Origin of the sequence: Pseudomonas sp. CBZ-4 (genome assembly GCF_000346755.1) — a bacterium.
In the GTDB taxonomy this organism is placed as follows: domain Bacteria; phylum Pseudomonadota; class Gammaproteobacteria; order Pseudomonadales; family Pseudomonadaceae; genus Aquipseudomonas.
Genome location: NZ_ANNV01000152.1, coordinates 1 through 16229 on the forward strand (window position 1 = coordinate 1; position 16229 = coordinate 16229).

The 16229-nt window shown below is 62.7% G+C and carries 13 protein-coding genes; all 13 read right to left on the reverse strand.

The window, feature by feature from the left end:
- Positions 1-66: 66 nt before the first annotated feature.
- A complete protein-coding gene (locus tag B348_RS0121490) occupies positions 67-1653 on the reverse strand; it encodes an arylsulfatase (protein WP_017738107.1) in 1587 nt (528 codons plus the stop codon).
- Between the two features lie 55 nt (positions 1654-1708).
- Positions 1709-2710, reverse strand: coding sequence for an HAD family phosphatase (locus B348_RS0121495; RefSeq protein WP_017738108.1), 1002 nt, complete (start codon positions 2708-2710; stop codon positions 1709-1711).
- Entirely contained in the window at positions 2707-3732 is a 1026-nt protein-coding gene (locus B348_RS0121500) for a BatD family protein (protein WP_017738109.1), read from the reverse strand. The genes B348_RS0121495 and B348_RS0121500 overlap by 4 nt, the downstream gene beginning before the upstream one ends.
- Entirely contained in the window at positions 3729-5177 is a 1449-nt protein-coding gene (locus tag B348_RS0121505; RefSeq protein ID WP_017738110.1) for a VWA domain-containing protein, read from the reverse strand. The genes B348_RS0121500 and B348_RS0121505 overlap by 4 nt, the downstream gene beginning before the upstream one ends.
- Positions 5164-6159, reverse strand: coding sequence for a VWA domain-containing protein (locus B348_RS0121510; RefSeq protein WP_017738111.1), 996 nt, complete (start codon positions 6157-6159; stop codon positions 5164-5166). Before B348_RS0121510 ends, B348_RS0121505 begins: the two co-directional genes overlap by 14 nt.
- Positions 6146-6601 (reverse strand): DUF4381 domain-containing protein, encoded by a 456-nt coding sequence (locus B348_RS0121515; RefSeq protein WP_017738112.1) that lies wholly within the window; start codon positions 6599-6601, stop codon positions 6146-6148. Before B348_RS0121515 ends, B348_RS0121510 begins: the two co-directional genes overlap by 14 nt.
- Entirely contained in the window at positions 6598-7521 is a 924-nt protein-coding gene (locus B348_RS0121520; protein ID WP_017738113.1) for a DUF58 domain-containing protein, read from the reverse strand. Before B348_RS0121520 ends, B348_RS0121515 begins: the two co-directional genes overlap by 4 nt.
- Complete coding sequence (locus B348_RS0121525) at positions 7518-8492, reverse strand: MoxR family ATPase (protein WP_017738114.1); 975 nt, start codon at positions 8490-8492, stop codon at positions 7518-7520. Before B348_RS0121525 ends, B348_RS0121520 begins: the two co-directional genes overlap by 4 nt.
- A gap of 70 nt (positions 8493-8562) precedes the next feature.
- Positions 8563-9564 carry a hypothetical protein gene (locus B348_RS0121530; protein ID WP_050558330.1) on the reverse strand — a complete coding sequence of 334 codons (1002 nt, stop codon included), beginning with the start codon at positions 9562-9564 and terminating at the stop codon, positions 8563-8565.
- A gap of 118 nt (positions 9565-9682) precedes the next feature.
- Entirely contained in the window at positions 9683-11083 is a 1401-nt protein-coding gene (locus B348_RS0121535; RefSeq protein ID WP_017738116.1) for a DUF1254 domain-containing protein, read from the reverse strand.
- Between the two features lie 62 nt (positions 11084-11145).
- Entirely contained in the window at positions 11146-11937 is a 792-nt protein-coding gene (locus B348_RS0121540; RefSeq protein WP_026136967.1) for a hypothetical protein, read from the reverse strand.
- A gap of 170 nt (positions 11938-12107) precedes the next feature.
- Positions 12108-12467, reverse strand: a complete 360-nt coding sequence (locus tag B348_RS0121545; protein WP_017738118.1) for a response regulator — start codon at positions 12465-12467, stop codon at positions 12108-12110.
- Between the two features lie 168 nt (positions 12468-12635).
- Positions 12636-16127 carry a hypothetical protein gene (locus B348_RS01000000130205; protein WP_157356541.1) on the reverse strand — a complete coding sequence of 1164 codons (3492 nt, stop codon included), beginning with the start codon at positions 16125-16127 and terminating at the stop codon, positions 12636-12638.
- Positions 16128-16229: the final 102 nt, after the last annotated feature.

The following is a 16229-nucleotide window of genomic DNA, read 5'->3' on the forward strand; positions in this document are numbered from 1 at the left end:
AGGTGATGCTATCGCAGGCAAGCCAGCTCCCACACAAGCCAGTCTCCAGATGGGTTGTCGTGTCAGTTATTGAGCCGGTGCGGCCTTCCTCTTCGCTTCGATTTGCTGATCAACCTGCGCGCGAATCTGGTCAATGCTGAAACTCGCCGGCTTCTGGCTCGGCGGGTACTCAACAAAGGTTTGCAGGAACTGCGCCGACTTGGTCACCGCCACCGCTACCAGGTAGACGTTTTTGGTGCTCCAGTCGTAGTACTGATCAGAGACCACGTCCGCCCGTTCATACGGGTCCATGCGCAGGTTGAAGATCTTCGGCACCCGCAGGCACACGAAGGGCTCGCTCCACACCTTGAACCCACCGGGCGCGCGCTGTTCGCAGTACACCGCCTTCCAGTTGCCAAAGCGCGCCGAGACCAGTACCCCGTCATCGTTGAAGTAGTAGAACTCGTCGCGGGCGCCTTTGGGTTGCTGGCCGGTCAGGTACGGCAGCTGGTTGAACCCGTCCAGATGCACCTTGAAGCTCGCCCCCCCGGAGGTCGGTGCCCAACCCTTGAGCAACTTGTCTTTGACCTCGGTATCACCCGCAGCCGCCAGCAGCGTGGGGAACCAGTCCATGCCCGAGAACATTTCGTTGGAGACCTCGGCCGGCTTGATCTTGCCCGGCCAGCGGATCATCGCCGGCACGCGATAGGCGCCTTCCCAGTTGGAGTTTTTCTCATTGCGAAACGGCGTGGTCGCCGCGTCCGGCCAGGAGAACTGGTTCGGCCCATTGTCGGTGGTGTAGACCACGATGGTGTTGTCGGCGATTTTCAGGTCGTCGAGGGTTTGCAGGAGTTTGCCCACATCGCCGTCGTGCTCCACCATGCCGTCGGCGTATTCGTTGCCGGGCATGCCGCTCTGGCCCTTCATCGAGTCGCGCACGTGGGTGAACAAGTGCATGCGCGTGGTGTTCATCCACACGAAGAAGGGCTTGTCGGCTTCGGCCTGTTTCTTGATGAACGCCTGGGCAGCGGCCGTGGTTTCATCGTCGATGGTTTCCATGCGCTTGGTGGTCAAGGCGCCGGTGTCTTCGATCTTGCCGTCGGCAAAGCTGTGGATCACCCCACGGGGCGAGTTGGCCTTGACGAAGGCTGCGTCGTCCTTGGGCCAATAGGGGCGCTCGGGCTCCTCTTCGGCGTTGAGGTGATAGAGGTTGCCGAAGAACTCATCGAAGCCGTGGTTGGTGGGCAGGTATTCGTCCTTGTCGCCCAAGTGGTTCTTGCCGAACTGCCCGGTGGCGTAGCCGAGGGACTTGAGGGCCTGGGCAATGGTGATGTCGCGCTTTTGCAGGCCCACCGACGCCCCCGGCGCGCCGACCTTGGACAGGCCGGTGCGCAACGGCGTCTGCCCGGTGATAAACGACGAGCGCCCGGCCGTGCAGCTGTTCTCCGCGTAGTAGTCGGTGAACATCATGCCTTCCTTGGCGATGCGGTCGATATTCGGGGTCTTGTAGCCCACCACGCCCATGGAGTAGGCACTGATGTTGGTTTGCCCGATGTCATCGCCAAATATCACCAGGATATTCGGCTTTTCAGCGGCCCAGGCGGATGCCGAGGCCCCTATCACCGAAACCGCCACCAGCGCGAGTTTCGGCAGCCACTTACGTATGCGAGTCATAAGACTTGCTCCTTGGTAGGGCTTGAGTCGCAGTGCATGCGACCTGCGGATTTGCTTATTGCACCTCTGCTTGCACAGCTGGATCGAACGGGTAGATACGGCGCCAGTCGCTCGCCATGTCCACCACGGTCCAGTGCTGTGTCCTGGCCAGGTCCAACGCCTTGTCCAGGCGCCCCACCTGAGAACTGCGGTCATAGGCCCATTCGCGCTGGGCGTCGGTGTGGTGCACCAGGCCCATCAGGCGCTTGCCTTTGCCGGCGGCGGTCCACTGCAGCATCTGCAGGTCGCCGTCGGAGTTGCCGAAGGCCAGGATCGGCCGGCGCCCGATGATCGAATCGATGCTTTCCGGCTTGCCCGGGCCGTCGTCGTTATGGGCCAGCTTGGCGGTGCGCAGCACCTGTGGTTGGCCGTCCTTGAGTTGGTATTGAGTGACGAAATTCGAGCCGATCACCTGCTCCGGTGGCACGCCGTACACCTCTTCGGCAAACGCGCGCATGAATGCGGTGTCGCCGCCGGAGACGATGTAGGTCTTGAATTGCTGGCTGCGCAGGTAGTCGAGCATTTCCAGCATAGGCTGGTAGATCATCTGGTCGAAGGGCTTGCCGGTCTTGGGGTGACGGGCCTGTTTCAGCCAGTTCTTCGCGTTGTCGATAAACGCCTCGGTGCTGACCCCGGTGTGGGTGGCGCCGATGATTTTCAGCAGGCCGTCCATGCCGCTGGCGGCAAGCGCGTGATGGTCGCCCTCAAGCACCGCCTTGAAGGGTTGGGTGTTTTGCCATTCGGGGTGCTGGGGCGCCAGGCGCTTGACTTCGTCAAAGGCGAACAGCACTTCGAAATACGCCGGTTGTTCGGTCCACAGGGTGCCGTCGTTGTCGAACACCGCGATGCGTTCGGCGGGTTTGACGTAATCCTTGGAACCTTCGGTGGTGACCGCCTGGACAAACTCGATGATCTGTTTTTTGTTCGCGCCTTCGTGCCACGAGGGCAGCGGGTCGGCGGCGAAGGCGGGCAGGCTCAGCAGGCACAACAGGGGCAGGGCAGAACGCAGCGACGTCATGGGAAGTCCTTTTCGTGACGGGGGTTCAGTGGAAGCAAGCGTAGTTGACGACACCGCCAACGCAATGCAGCCCACGTTTTTCGTGAGCTCCGCGCCATTCGCGGCCACAACGTATGCAACAGATAACCGGTGAGAATCAGCACCGCGATGGACGCTATCCACAGCAGCCACTGCCGGGGGAATTGCCAGTGCCGCTGTTCGATGGCAAACGTCGGCGTATAGGCGCTGATCGCCTCGGCCTCGACGGTGAGCGCTGGCCATTGCGCCACTTGCAGGCGATGGTTGCGGCTGTCCCACCACTTCACGCTGATGGCCGGCAGGGTGAAATGGCCGCCTTGTTCGACGCGGTACACCAGCGGGTCGATGCGCTGGCCGCCGGTGACGCCACCGCGTCCATCGTCGAGGTTGCTGATGCGCGGCGCTTGCGGGTACAGGCGCAGGCCATTGATCGACGCGGTGTTCGGCGGGGGCAAAGACAGTCCGGGGGTGTTGTCGGCTTGCAGGGTGAGGGTGCGGGTCAGGCTGTCACCGACCTTGAGGTCACGGGCCTCAAGGGTCTGGCTCAAACGCACGGCACTGGCCACCAGCACCGGCTCGCCGGGCGCGAATCCTGGGGGCTGGGTCGCATCGAAGGCCAGTGGCTGGCTCTGCGCGTTCAACGGCGCGCTGGCCTGACCGGGTTGGGCGCTGACCGTCAGCGCCGGCACGCTGAAGTGCTGCGCCACGTTGGCTGTAATGCCGTAGCTGTAGCGCATGCCATAGAACGTCTGCCCGTCGATCACCTGGGTGGTGTGCTCTGCTTCGCCATTGGGCGGCTGTACCCGCGCGCCGGGCAGCTTGAGCTCTGGCAGGGTCGCGGCGGCGGTAAACCAGGTGTCGGTCAATACATCCACTTGCAGCTGCAGTTGTTCGCCGACCACCACTGAACTGCCCGGCAACAACTGCGCCTGCACCCGCAGTTGCGGTTCGGCTGCCCACAACGGCCCAGCGAGGAGCAACAACACGCCACAGCAGCGGTTCATGGCTGCACCGCCTGGTCCTGAAGGGCGAATTTACGCCGCAGGAAGTTGGCCGGCGAGGTGGTCAGGTTCTGCAACCACAGCGCGTCGTTGTTCGCTTGCTCGGTCAGGACCGTCTTGCTCTGGCCCTTGCCGGGGGCCTTGTCGAACTTGACCTCATCGGGCTTGACCTCGGGGGTGTTGTTCGCCGCGCTTTCGGTGTCCTTTTTCAAGGCGAGCGCCAGGGCCAGATTGGCGCTCGCTTCGGGGAAGTCTGCTTGCAGTTGCAACGCGTGTTGATAGGCGCTGATGGCGTCATCGAACTTGAAGCGGCGTACGTGGATATTGCCCAGGTAGAACGCCGCTTGCGGGGTGTTCATTGCGGCGAAGGTGGTTTGCGCCAGGTCATAGTCGGCGGCGTTGTAGGCGGCGATGCCTTTCCAGTACGGGTCGACAAACCGCGCGGCAGCCTCGGGGTAGTGGTGGTGTTCGAAGGCCCAGCGGCCTTGCTGGTCGGGCGTGAGGAAGGGGTTGGCCTGTGCTTGCGTCGGCGGCAGCAGAAAGCACAGCAGCAGTACGGCGGTCCAGTTCAGGCTCCAGCCACGGCGCACGCTGAACAGCGCCAGCAACAACACCGGCCAGCACAGCCAATAGCCGGCGTCTTTCCAGTGCAACAGGCGCTGTTGCTCGTCGACGGCCTGGAAATGTTGCTGGGCGTGGCATTCGATCCAGTCCAGGTCGTCGTCATTCATGGTCAGGCTGGCCAGCGGCGCGTGAGTGGCAGAGGCCAGTTGCTTGAGCGTGGGGCTGCTGCCCAGGCCGAGGACCAGCACTTGCAGCGAAGCTGCCTTGAGCGTGGGCAATGGTGCGGCGCCGTCGGTCACCAGCAGCAACGTGCCGGGCGTTTGTCCGAGCAAGCGTTGGGCCTGAGCGATGACTGCGTCGACGTCCTTGCCCGGCTTGTCGATCAGGTCGGTACTCAGCGCCTGGATAAAGGTGTCGAGCAGGGCGGGATCATCGGTGGGCGGCAACACCAGATGCGCGCTGCCGGCATACACCAGCAGGGCCGTGCGTGCGCCTTTGCGGCGCTGGACCAGGTCATGCAGTTTGTGTTTGGCGGCGGTCAGTCGGGTGGGCGGCACATCAGGGGTGTCCATCGACGGCGACAGGTCCACGGCGATAATCAGCGGCGCGCGGTTTTCGAGAAAGCCCGGGCGATCCTGCTGCCAGGTCGGCCCGGCAGCGGCGACGGCGCCGAGCACCAGCACGGCGCTGAGCAGATGCACCGGACGTAGCCGATGCGGGTCGCTGGGCGTGAGCAGCAGATACGGCAACAGGTGCGGGGCAATGTTGCCGCGCAGGCGCCGTTGCAGGTCACGGCTGCGGCGCCAGAGCAGCGGCAACGCGGCACCCAGCAACGCCAGCAACAACCAGGCGGGGCGCAGGAAGTGGAACTCACTCAAGTCCATGCGCTACCTCCCGTTTGAACCGTTGCGACCACAGCGCTGCGCCCAGGTGATACACCGCCAGCAACACCAGCGCAGCCCCCAACGGCCACCAGAACAGGTCGCGCTTGGGCTGGTGGCTGAGGGTGTTGACTTGATGCGGGGTGATTTGGTCGAGGGTGGCGTAGACCTGCTTGAGGCTGTCGCGGTCCTCGGCACGGAAGTAGCGGCCGCCGGTCGCGTTGGCGATCCCTTGCAAGGCGCTCAGGTTGACCTTGGCTTCCCCACTGGCCTGGGGATCGCCGATGCCGATGGTGTGGATGACCACGCCCTTGGCGGCGGCCATGTCGGCGGCGTGGTCCGGGGTGATCGCGCTGCTGGTGTCGTTGCCATCGGTGAGCAGGATCAGCACTTTTTGCGGCTCGTGGGCCTGGTCCAGCAGCTTGAGGCCCAGGCCGATGGCATCGCCGATCGCCGTATTGGGCCCGGCCATGCCAATGCCGCTATCGTCCAGCAGCAGTGACAGGCTGGTGTGGTCGAGGGTCAACGGCGCTTGGGGAAACGCGCCGCTGCCAAACAGGATCAGGCCGATACGGTCGTCCTTGCGCTGCTGGATAAAACCCTGCACCACCTGTTTGACGGCGGCGAGGCGGTCGATCTTGTGGCCGTCGGCGTCGGTAAAGTCCTGGGTTTGCATGGACTGGGAAATATCGATGGCCAGCAGCAAGTCGCGCACCGGTTGCTGGCGCTCGATGGGCTTTTCCACCCACACCGGGCGGGCGATGGCCAGGACCACCAGGCCCCAGACCAGCAGGTTGAGGCACAACTGCGGGCGATTAGTGCGCGCGCCATGGGTGGCGGGGACCTCACCAACCGCTTGGCTCATGCCGCGAAAAAACGGCACGCGCACCGCGCTGCGCGCTTCCTGGTACGCCGGCAAATAGCGGTAGGCCAACCACGGCAACGGCAGCAGGAGCAGCAGCCATGGGTAGTCAAGCTGCCACACGGTGTTGCTCCACCCAGGCTTTGCACTGGGCCAGTAAATGCGGGTGCTGCAACGGCGCGCCGTAGGCGAGTTGCGCCAGTTGTTCGCTAAAGTCCTCAGGCACCGGCGCACCGGCATGGCGTTGCAGGAAGGCTTGCCACTCGGCCCCGCGCAAGGTCGGCACGCGCTGGTGCTCTTGCGGTGCCAGCGGCATCGACAGGGCGACACGCTTGAGCAAGGCCGGCAGCTCGCGCAGGTCGCTGATGCGCTCCAGCTGCGCCAAGGCTTCGCGTCGATAGGCATCGCGCCGCCAGTGCAGCCACTTGCGCACACCCAGCACCAGTAACCCCAGAACCAGCAGCCCCAGCAACACGCCCCAGCCCCAGGTCTGCGGCCAATAACTGACGGGCGCGGGCAACCCCAACTCCTGGAGCTGCTCGATGCTCGGCACGTGGGCGTTCACCGGCGCTTCCCCAGTTCATTGCGCAACTGCACGGCGGCAGGCGAGGCCGTGCTGATCATCAACAGCGGCACCTGGCTGCGGCGCAACAGGCTGGCGACGTCTTTGAGGCGCCCGCCGAGAAAATCCCCCAGGGGCTGGCGCACCTTGCGTTGGTTCACCGCGAGTTCGACTTGCAGTTGACCCTGGGTGATCAGCAATTGCCCGCTGCTGGGCAGGTTGAGCGCTAACGGGTCGTACACCTGCAACGCCACCACGTCGTTGTGCGCCGACAGCTGTTGCAGCAGTTGCAGGGTGCGCGGGCCTGCGCCGGCAAAGTCGCTGACCAGGCAGATCAAATGGTCGTGGCCGGCCACGGCCAGGCATTGCTGCAGGACCCGGTCCAGTTGGTTGTCGCCTTCATGGTCGGCGTTGCTGGCCTTGAGTTCGGCGTTTTGTTGCGCAATGCGGCTGCACAGCGCTTCCACGCGTTTGCGGCTGCGCAGCGGCGCCACGCTGTCGATGCGCGCATCGTTGAACACCAGCCCGCCAACCCGGTCGCCGGCGTTGAACACCATCCACGCGGCCAGCGCGCCCAGTTCGGCGGCGATGGCGGATTTGAAGCTGCGCACCGAGCCGAAAAACATCGACATGCGCTGGTCCACCACGATCAACGCCGGGCGGTCACGCTCCTCGGTAAAGGTACGCACCACCGGTTTGCCGGTGCGCAACGATGCGCGCCAATCCAGGTGGCGCAGGTCATCGCCCGGCTGGTAGCGCCGCAGTTCATCGAAATTCAAGCCACGCCCGCGCAGGCGTGAGGCGTGGTTGCCGGCCAGCAGGCTGCCTTGGGGCTGGCGTGCGACAAAGCTCAAGCCCCGCGCCTGAAACTGCAAGGCCATCAACTGCGCCAGGCTGACGTAGACCAGGCCGTCGGCGTTCATGCGGGCAACGCCACTGTGCTCAGCAGGCGGTCCAACACCTGATCGGCGCTGACGCCATCGGCCACCGCGTCATAGCTCAGTTGCAGGCGATGGCGCAGCACCGGGTGGAGCACGGCCTGCACATTGTCCGGGGTAACAAATGCCTGGCCCTGCAACCACGCATCAGCACGGGCGCAGCGGTCCAGGCCGATGCCGCCACGGGGGCTGGCGCCGAGGCTGATCCAGCGCGCGAGGTCGGGGTCATAGTCGGCAGGGTGGCGGGTGGCGTTGATCAGATCGATCAGGTAGCGGTCGATGGCCGGTGACACCTGGATCGTGCTGACTTCCTGGCGCGCGGCGAAGATCACCGCCTGCGCCAGGGTGAAGCCCTGGATGGCCTGGGTCGCGGCGGCCTGTTCCTCTTCGCGCAGCAGGCGCAACACCTGGCTTTCATTGGCGGCGCTGGGGTAATCCAGCAGCAGCTTCATCACGAAGCGATCCATCTGCGCTTCCGGCAACGGGTAGGTGCCTTCCTGCTCGATGGGGTTTTGCGTAGCGATCACGATAAACAACGGCGGCAACGGGTGGCTGGCGCCGGCCACGGTGATCTGGCGTTCTTCCATGGCCTCCAGCAGCGCGGCCTGGACCTTGGCCGGGGCGCGGTTGATCTCATCGGCGAGGATCAGGTTGCCGAACAACGGCCCGGGCTGGAAACGGATCTGGTTCTGGCCATCGACCTGGTGCAGTACTTCGGCGCCGGTGATGTCGGACGGCAGCAGATCGGGGGTGAACTGGATGCGGCTCATCTGCGCGTCCAGGTGCCGGGCCAGGGCCTTGACCGTGCGGGTCTTGGCCAGCCCCGGCAGGCTTTCCAGCAGCAGGTGACCGTTGGCCAGCAGCCCGAGCAGGATCTGGCGGATCACCTGGTCCTGGCCCAGGACACTTTCGGCCATGCTGGCTTGCAGGGCTTTCACATCATCGAGCGCGGTCATGCCATGGCTCCTTGAAACGCTGGGTCACCAGGGGCGGCGACCACGATGTACTGCACTGAACGGCCCGCGTTCACAGCATGAAGGTTGGAATCACCGGGATGAATGACAGGCGCAAATTCCAGCGCGGGCTGATCTGATCATCGGCGTGGATCACCGAATACTGCACTTCACCGGAGATACGCACCGGCAACTTGCCGAAATTGACGATGCGCCCCGCGCCGAGACCAATGGGGAAGTTGACCCGGTTACCGCCGTCGGCTTTCCAGTCCACCGTGATATTGGGCGTCATGCCGACGCGCCATTGGCTGGGGCCGGGGATGGCGCGCTGGATGAAGTACTGGATATTGGTCAGGCTCACGTCCTTGCGCCGCGAGTCACCGCCGACCGACCACCAGTGCTGCGGGAAGAACCCCAGGGTCCAGTCTTCACCCAGGTAAGCGGCAACGAACGCCGGGCCGAGGGCGTACTTGCCCGTGCCGAGCACGTCCTTCTCGGCGGTGGGAAACATCGCCGTCGGGCCAACGCCCCAGACCAGCTTGCCGCCGTTGGCAAAGCGGATCGGTTGCTTGGGCGAAAACACGCCCACATAGGCCATGTCGCCGAAACCCGAGGTGCGGTCGAATGGATCGTTGACCACCGCGGGGAAATCGCGGTCAGTCAGCACGCCATAGGGGCTCATGCCGATCAGGTTGCCCGCCTTGGCATTGACCGGTGCGCTGACGTAGCTCAGGGGAATGCGGTTGATCAGGTTCCAGTCCGCGCCGACGGAAATCGGGAAGGTCGGCATGAAGCTGTATTTGCCCAGGTAGCGCGTGCCGTTGCTGTGGGGACCCTTGAGCGCGCTGTAGTCGAACTGGTTGAACAGCAGCACCAGGTTGCCCACCGGGTTGTCCATCAGCTTGGCGATCTGTTCGGTGGAAGGGTCGCAACCGGCCTTGACCACTTGCTTGAGGTCGATATCGAAGTCTTGCTGCAGGCGATGGCAGGTTTCGGGGTCGGACCTGCCGGCGGTGGCGGGTGTACTGCCAAGGTCGGGCAGGTCGGCCGCGGATACACCGCAACTGGCGAGCATGCCGATGAGCAATGGCGAAGCACACAAGCGGGCATGTGAAATCATGGCGTTACATATCCTTGTAAACGGCCTGAAATCGGGGGTACGCGCCCGGCCTGGTCGGGCCGGGTGCGTGGTGTTACTTGAGCGGTGTCAACGGCGGCAGCTTCCATTGACCGTTACCCACCTCAGGCTTGGGCAGGTAAATACGCAGCACGGCATAAAACGGGCCCGGCGGGGCCGGCAACCAGTTGCTCTGTTCGGCTTTCGGCGGCTCGTGGTGTTGCAAGGCCAGGGTCAGGCCGCCATCGGCGTCCAGCTTGAGGTCGGGCAGCATCCGCGAATTGATCAGGTAGCGTTTCTTGTGGTTGGGCACCAGCAGCTTGGTCTTGGCGTCGTACATCGTCAGCGACCAGAACGCTTCGGCGGGCGGCAGTTGGTCCTTGGCGAAGTGCACGGTGTAGCTGTGGCGCGCGCCGTTGGCCGGCTTGCCTTCGCTGTCGACGAAGTAGCTCAGGTAGATCGCTTCGTCGGTGGAATTGCCAAAAATCCCCAGGTCGGCGCCGGCGTAGCGGTACAGGTAGTTGTTTTTCAGGCGGTCACGGCTGCCGAACAGGTCGCCGCTGCTCACCTGATGGGTGTCGATCTTGTCTTTCTTGAACGCGGCAAATTCGGCGCGACCATCGGCGATACCGTCTTCCAGGGCCTTGCGTTGGTCAGCCGTCAACTGCTGGGTCTTGAACGGCGCGCCGGGGGCGATGCCGATCTTGGCAAAACGCGCCAGCAGGTCTTTTTCGCTGTCCTGGGGCTGGGCAAAGGCGAGCATGAAGTTCAGGTAGCGAAACAGCTGCGGGCCTTCGGTCATGGTGGCCGTGGGCTTGGGCCACTCGATCTTCGGCACGGCGGCCGGCGCCGGTTGCTTCACGTAGCTGCTCAGGGGCTGCACCTTGTAGCCGGCCTGGATCTGCTTGACCTTGACCAGGTCTTTTTCATCGAACAGCTGGGTGCGATAGAGGGCGTAGGCGATGTTGCTTTCGCTGTACACCACGCGGTCGATGTCGACCGGCTGCTGGCCTTTCCAGTCCGGGCCGGCAACCATGTAGTGGCCGCCGTTGTTGCCGGTGCTGCGGGTGCCCAGGTAGGCGAAGTTCTGCGTGTACAGGTCGATCAACTGCACCGAGTAGTAACGGTTGTCGTCGATTTTCGGCAGGGTCAGCACCTGGGGTTCGCGGCGCAGGTCCATCCACACGAACGAGTAGGGCGTGTCCGAGTTCGGCGAGACGAACGCGGTGTCCTTGGGGGTGAACACCTGGGCGGTGTTGCCAATCCGGTTGAACGGTGCCTTGAAGTTGGCGCCGCCTTTGTCCACGGCCTGGGTGTACAGGGTCTTGTACATCGCCACCACCGGGTAGCCGTACAGGTAGGCTTCCTTGGCAATCGCCCGCGCCTCGGCCGGGGAGGCGGTGAAGTCGGCCAGGGCGCCGGTGCTCATGAGTATCGAGAGGCTCGCCAACAGCAGGCGCGTCGGTTTTCCAATCATGTTGTTGCGTCCTTCCAGAGATCTTTTTAAGGGCGTGGGATGAAGGCGCCGAGTTAACCGGTTTATTTGCCGAACGTCACGTTAATCCCTGCGAACAACGTGAACTGCGGCAAGCCATCGCCTTTGCGGGCCACCGTCCATTGCGGCTCGACGTAGGCGTTGACGATGTTGCTCCCGGCTTTCCAGGCTTTGCCCGCCCCCAAGCCAATCGGGATGTAGTGGCTGTCGTTCTTCAAATCGAAGGTCCAGGTGCCGGTGGAGCGCAGGTACCAGCCCTTGGGCAGGTTATGAATGATAAACGGCTGGAAAGTTGCACTCTCGACATGGGCGCGGTCGCGATCCCCGGCAAAGGAGCTTTGGTACTGCACCAGCGCGCCCAGCAGGCCGCGCGGCGAGGCGTCGATGGCGATGGCGGCCAGGCCGGCCTGCCATTTGCCGGTGCCCAGTTCATCATGCTCGGCGGTGGGCGCGGTGAGTTGCGGGCCGATGCCCAGTTGCACGCCTTCGGTCTTGAGCAAAAAGATGTCGAACAGGTTCAGGTCGCCGATGCCGGTGCTGTAGCCGCTGTGGGGATCGGTGCGGGTGCTGAGGGGCAGGGTGGCGCGGAGCAACTGCGGTACGCCGATGAAATCCGAAGGGGCGATGGGCAGGGTCCCACGCAGCAACAGGTCATTGGTGTGGGCGTTGCTGTCGTACAAACGGGGGGTGTAGTAGTCCTGCAGGTTGGCGCCCGGCGCGAGGTTGAGCGGGTTGTTGCTCTTGTTGGCGGTCTCGGCATTGTCGGCCCGGGCAGAAAACCCGGGCAATACCAATGCCGCCAGCAACACTGCCAGTGCAGACGATGACCTGAACATGCGAGTTCCCCAATTCCCTGGAAACGGGCCCGAACGTGCAGGAATCGATGCGGTCGGGCGGCCCTGTTCACTAAGTCGTGTAGGGCATGTCGTTTGAAGCTAGCAGTTAAATCCAGACACGCTAGCTATCCGAACGAATTAGTTGCTTGGTGTGGGGGATATCACGGTTTTCAGGCGGGCAGCATCGATTTGACTTTGTCGCGCAGTTGGTCGATGGAAAACGGCTTGCCAATCACCTGCATGCCCGCTGGCACGTCGATGTTTTCCGCGTAGCCGCTGGCAAACAGGATAGGCAGTGCCGGGCGCAGCCCGCGTACGCGAGTAGCCAGTTGCTTGCCGTCCATGTCCGGCAGGCCGACGTCGGTCATCATCAAGTCGATCACCTGGTCAAGGTCGTTGACCACCGCCAAGGCTTCTTCGGCATCTGCTGCTTCAAGCACACTGAACGCCAGTTCTTCGAGTACATCGACGATCAGCATGCGCACGATGGCGTCGTCTTCGACTACTAGGATGATGGAGGCGCCGGGCATAGTGAGAATTCCTGAAAAATGAAGGTGCTGGTCTAGGGGTTTGGAGCGGCAACTCTGTAAGGAGTGGTGAGAATGCCAGCAAGTTCCGAAACGATTGCTGGCATTGTGACTGTAACGCTAGGGATTGTCCTGATTCTTCCCGGTTTACAACCCTACCTTCCTGCGTAGTTACAACTCGATATCTGAAAGATCCGCCACGGCGTTGGCGTCGATACCTGGGCGGTTCACATCCGCGGGATCAAACAGGCTTACGCTGTATTGCCGCCCCGCGCCAGGCGACCGGAGGGTGTTGTTGGTTGCGGCGAGCTTGCCGCTGTTGAGGAGTTTTTCCATCCCTTCTTGCATCGCCAGCGAGTTGTTGAATTTGACCAGTCCTGCGTTGGGGTCATAGAAAAACCATTCCTTCTTGCCGCTTTCCACTCTTACCCCCGCCAGCATGGCGTGGTCGTGAGTGCCGATTCTCACGGTGGTGGAAGTCTGGAACCTGGCCAGTTTCGAAATGATCTCCTGATAGCCGACCGTGCGGGGTTGCACTCCGTAGTGGAACATTGCCGGGTTTTGCACCTTGGCTTGAAGGTTGCGCAGGTCACTGATGAATTTGTCTGCGCCAGGGGTTTTCGGCACATCCGCGACCTTGAGCATATTCTTTATGAACTGATCTTCTTTGCCGGCATGGATAGCCAGCGCCATGGCATATGACATGCCGGCGCACTCACCTATCGAGGGCAGGTCAACCTTGGCGTTGTAGTGTATTTGCGACATGGGCGTGATGTTCACCCCCGGTCCCGCCACGTCCTGGGTGAGCAGTGCCGAGACGTATTGGGCGTCTTCGATGTAGGCGTTCTTGAGTTCCCTGGCCAGAATGCCCATCTCTTCCGGGCGTCGATTATCCGCGACTGCCAGCGCCCTCAGTTGTTTGCTGCCCATACCCGGGCGGTAGCCTGGCAAAGACCCCAGTTGCCCATTCAAGTACCCGCTGTTGAAGGCCGAGCGGTTCGCCCCGGTGCGGGCCTGCGTAAGGTTGTTGAAGAGTTTCACACTCTCAAGTTCCGCCGAACCGGCGAGCAGGTTCTGAATCTGCGGCGCCCCCCTGGGCGAAAAGTCGGCGATGGGCGCGCCATAGGGTTTGTTCAGCACGTGGTCGTATTTGAACCATTGGTCGTTGCGCAGCACCGCAAGCCCCTGCGCCTCCACGTCGGCGACTTTGTAGGTCCCGATCAGCGTGGGCCCATGCTCCTTGCTGATGGCTTTCAGCAGGTCATAGCTGCCCGTCGCACCGCGCATCGTGTTGACATACTCGACACCCTTTGACGCCAGAAACGTTAAACCCTTGGCCGCGAACCGGGACCCACCCACCAGCACATCGCCCACACCGCCTAGCGGGTTGAGTGCGCTGACCGTGGCCGAACCGATGACTTTGGCGGCCTGTAGCGCCTTGTTCGCCGTAGACAGCCCGCTACCCGCAATCTTGAGCACCTTGCCGGCGGCGCCCGCGCCAGCCGTCAGGAAACCGAAGACGTCGATCGCCAGATCCAGTGCGCCCGCGGCGTAGTTTCCCTTTTGGAAGTTGACGATCGCCGATCGAAAAGGCACCAGGTTCAGCGCAAACTCGGTGATCGCCTCGACCTTTTTCTCATGCTTATCCAGCGTCGTGAGACCGCGCGCCTGTGCCTTGATGGCGGGGTTGTCCAATTCCAGATGCTTGACGAAAGCGTCAGCCAGCGCTTGCGTGCGGGTGGACGAAAAGCTGTCCGGCGGCGTCGGGCTCGACGACGGGTTCGCCTGGCGCAGTGATTCGCTGCCAGCGGGGTTGAACGCTTTAGTCACCGTCACATCATGGGCGACCTTGGTTTTTTTCTCGCCAACACTCCACGCGTGAGTCTGTTTGATACGGCCCCGGTTGAAGTCGATTTCGTAAGCGCGGGTCGCGCCGTTGTGTACGGCTTTGATCAGCAGCTTTTCGTTCTTGGGGTGGTCCTGCCTTTTGGAGACACCGGTACCTTCGGTATAGGAGGACGACTGGAACAGCTGCAATTTGCCCTGCTCCAGGTGTTGCCGGTCCTCCACGGGCAATTGAGCGACCAGCTGTTTGATGTAGGTGGCGATTGCCGACTTTTTCTCAGCGAGCGCCTGGTCGAATTGACGATTGAAGGGGGCGACGACGTCAAATGTCCGATTGGCATTCAGGGCGTCGATCGGAATACGGCTATCCGTGGAAAAATACTCCACGTCCGGGTCCGCCAGTTCCATCATCGCCACATCCAGCATCGAGTGGGGGTTGGAGGCGTCGGAGTTGTAGCCCTTGCCGTCGTCCAGCCCGCGCACTCTGCGCTTTATATCAATCAGCTTTTCTTCGAACAGTGAGCCCAAGTCGCCGAAGCGCTCTTTGAGCTTGGCCAGTGCCAGCGCTTTCCGTGACGGTAGCTCGCTGTCCAACGCCGCGGACGCAACCTCCATTTGCTGTTTGCGTGTATTGAATTGTTGGGTCAGGGCGCTCAGTTCATTGGCGGTGTAGTGGTGGTCGCCTTTCCTGTCCAGCACGCCATTGGCCACCCCCCAGTCCACCAACGCTTCCAGCTGCGCCCGCTGGGTGATCGCAGGATCAGCGACCCCGGCCGATCGGGCGGCCAGCATGACTTGGGTATAGGTCATGTTGGCAACTCTTCCCGGGGTCTGGGCTTCGATGGTTGCCGCCGCAATGGCCAGATTGACCCAGGCCAGGCTGCCATAGGTCACTTTCTGGGGGATGTTTTTGACCAGGAACGCCGGTGCACGGCTGGCCAGCAACAGCTTGACCGCCGCTTGCGCCATCTGCGGGCTGGTTTTGCCCTGGCTGACCAGATGCTCACCGAGTTGCCACATCAGGGTGGTCGGTGGCCTGCCGATCAATGCATGGCCAGCCAGGTCAAAACCGGCGACCTTGTTGCGGTCGGGGCTGGTCATGGATTCAGGGTCGAGCTGCAGGTTGATCGCCGCGAGCAAGTAGTCAGTTTGACTGCTTGCGTTGCCGATGCCCCGCATGTGCGCCTGCAGGTGTTTCCCGATCACCTGCGCTTGCGGGCTATCCAGCAGCGCATCGAGCAGCTTGGCAGGGTCGCCTGAGGTTTCGGCGGAGCGTGGCAACAGGGCATGCAGACGCTCGAGGAGGCCCTTGCCAACCCCGGTGCGCGCCTCGTTCTGGATAAACCCGTGCAACCGCCGCTGTTCCTCCGTGCTCAAGGGCACAGGCCAAGACAACGCGCCCCCCAGGTTGCCGAGCGGATGCTCCTGTGCGCGGTTTTCCAGCGCGCTGGCAAGCCCGGACAGCATAAGGTGGCTGGTGGGCAGCGGCAGTCCGAGGCTTCGAATAAAGCTGGCCAGGTCAACCTGGGTACCGGCCACATGGGGGGAGGACGAATCAGCGTGCAGCACCATGTGCGTTTTCGTCAGCGCGGTCACAACCGCCTCGGAGGTGGCGCTTTCGCCCAGTCTGGCGGTGATTTCAGCCAGCTTGAGGCCCAGGACGTGCAGGTTTTCCTTGTCCGCCAATGCGGTCTTCAGGGGGGAGCCTTGGGCATGACTGCCGGTGTCGTCGTCAGCGGATCGGGTTTGTCGGTTTGCTACCGGAATCGGCGCAGGAAAGGCGGTAGGCGTTGGCGTTTGTGCAATAGGATTAAGCATGAGCGGGTACCTTTTTTTATAGGACGATTGCGTCTTCTTAAAAGGAGGTTCCCTGTTCCCCAGACGCTCCTTTTGGGTAGCGCGCCAGGGCGCCCGCGTTCC

What these genes read in the sequence shown, in the direction of transcription:
- B348_RS0121495 (WP_017738108.1), bottom strand. Translation starts at nt 2,710, where the DNA reads ATGACGTCGCTGCGTTCTGCCCTGCCCCTGTTGTGCCTGCTGAGCCTG.
- B348_RS0121545 (WP_017738118.1), bottom strand. Translation starts at nt 12,467, where the DNA reads ATGCCCGGCGCCTCCATCATCCTAGTAGTCGAAGACGACGCCATCGTG.
- B348_RS0121490 (WP_017738107.1), bottom strand. Translation starts at nt 1,653, where the DNA reads ATGACTCGCATACGTAAGTGGCTGCCGAAACTCGCGCTGGTGGCGGTT.
- B348_RS01000000130205 (WP_157356541.1), bottom strand. Translation starts at nt 16,127, where the DNA reads ATGCTTAATCCTATTGCACAAACGCCAACGCCTACCGCCTTTCCTGCG.
- B348_RS0121505 (WP_017738110.1), bottom strand. Translation starts at nt 5,177, where the DNA reads ATGGACTTGAGTGAGTTCCACTTCCTGCGCCCCGCCTGGTTGTTGCTG.
- B348_RS0121500 (WP_017738109.1), bottom strand. Translation starts at nt 3,732, where the DNA reads ATGAACCGCTGCTGTGGCGTGTTGTTGCTCCTCGCTGGGCCGTTGTGG.
- B348_RS0121530 (WP_050558330.1), bottom strand. Translation starts at nt 9,564, where the DNA reads ATGCTCGCCAGTTGCGGTGTATCCGCGGCCGACCTGCCCGACCTTGGC.
- B348_RS0121525 (WP_017738114.1), bottom strand. Translation starts at nt 8,492, where the DNA reads ATGACCGCGCTCGATGATGTGAAAGCCCTGCAAGCCAGCATGGCCGAA.
- B348_RS0121540 (WP_026136967.1), bottom strand. Translation starts at nt 11,937, where the DNA reads ATGTTCAGGTCATCGTCTGCACTGGCAGTGTTGCTGGCGGCATTGGTA.
- B348_RS0121535 (WP_017738116.1), bottom strand. Translation starts at nt 11,083, where the DNA reads ATGATTGGAAAACCGACGCGCCTGCTGTTGGCGAGCCTCTCGATACTC.
- B348_RS0121520 (WP_017738113.1), bottom strand. Translation starts at nt 7,521, where the DNA reads ATGAACGCCGACGGCCTGGTCTACGTCAGCCTGGCGCAGTTGATGGCC.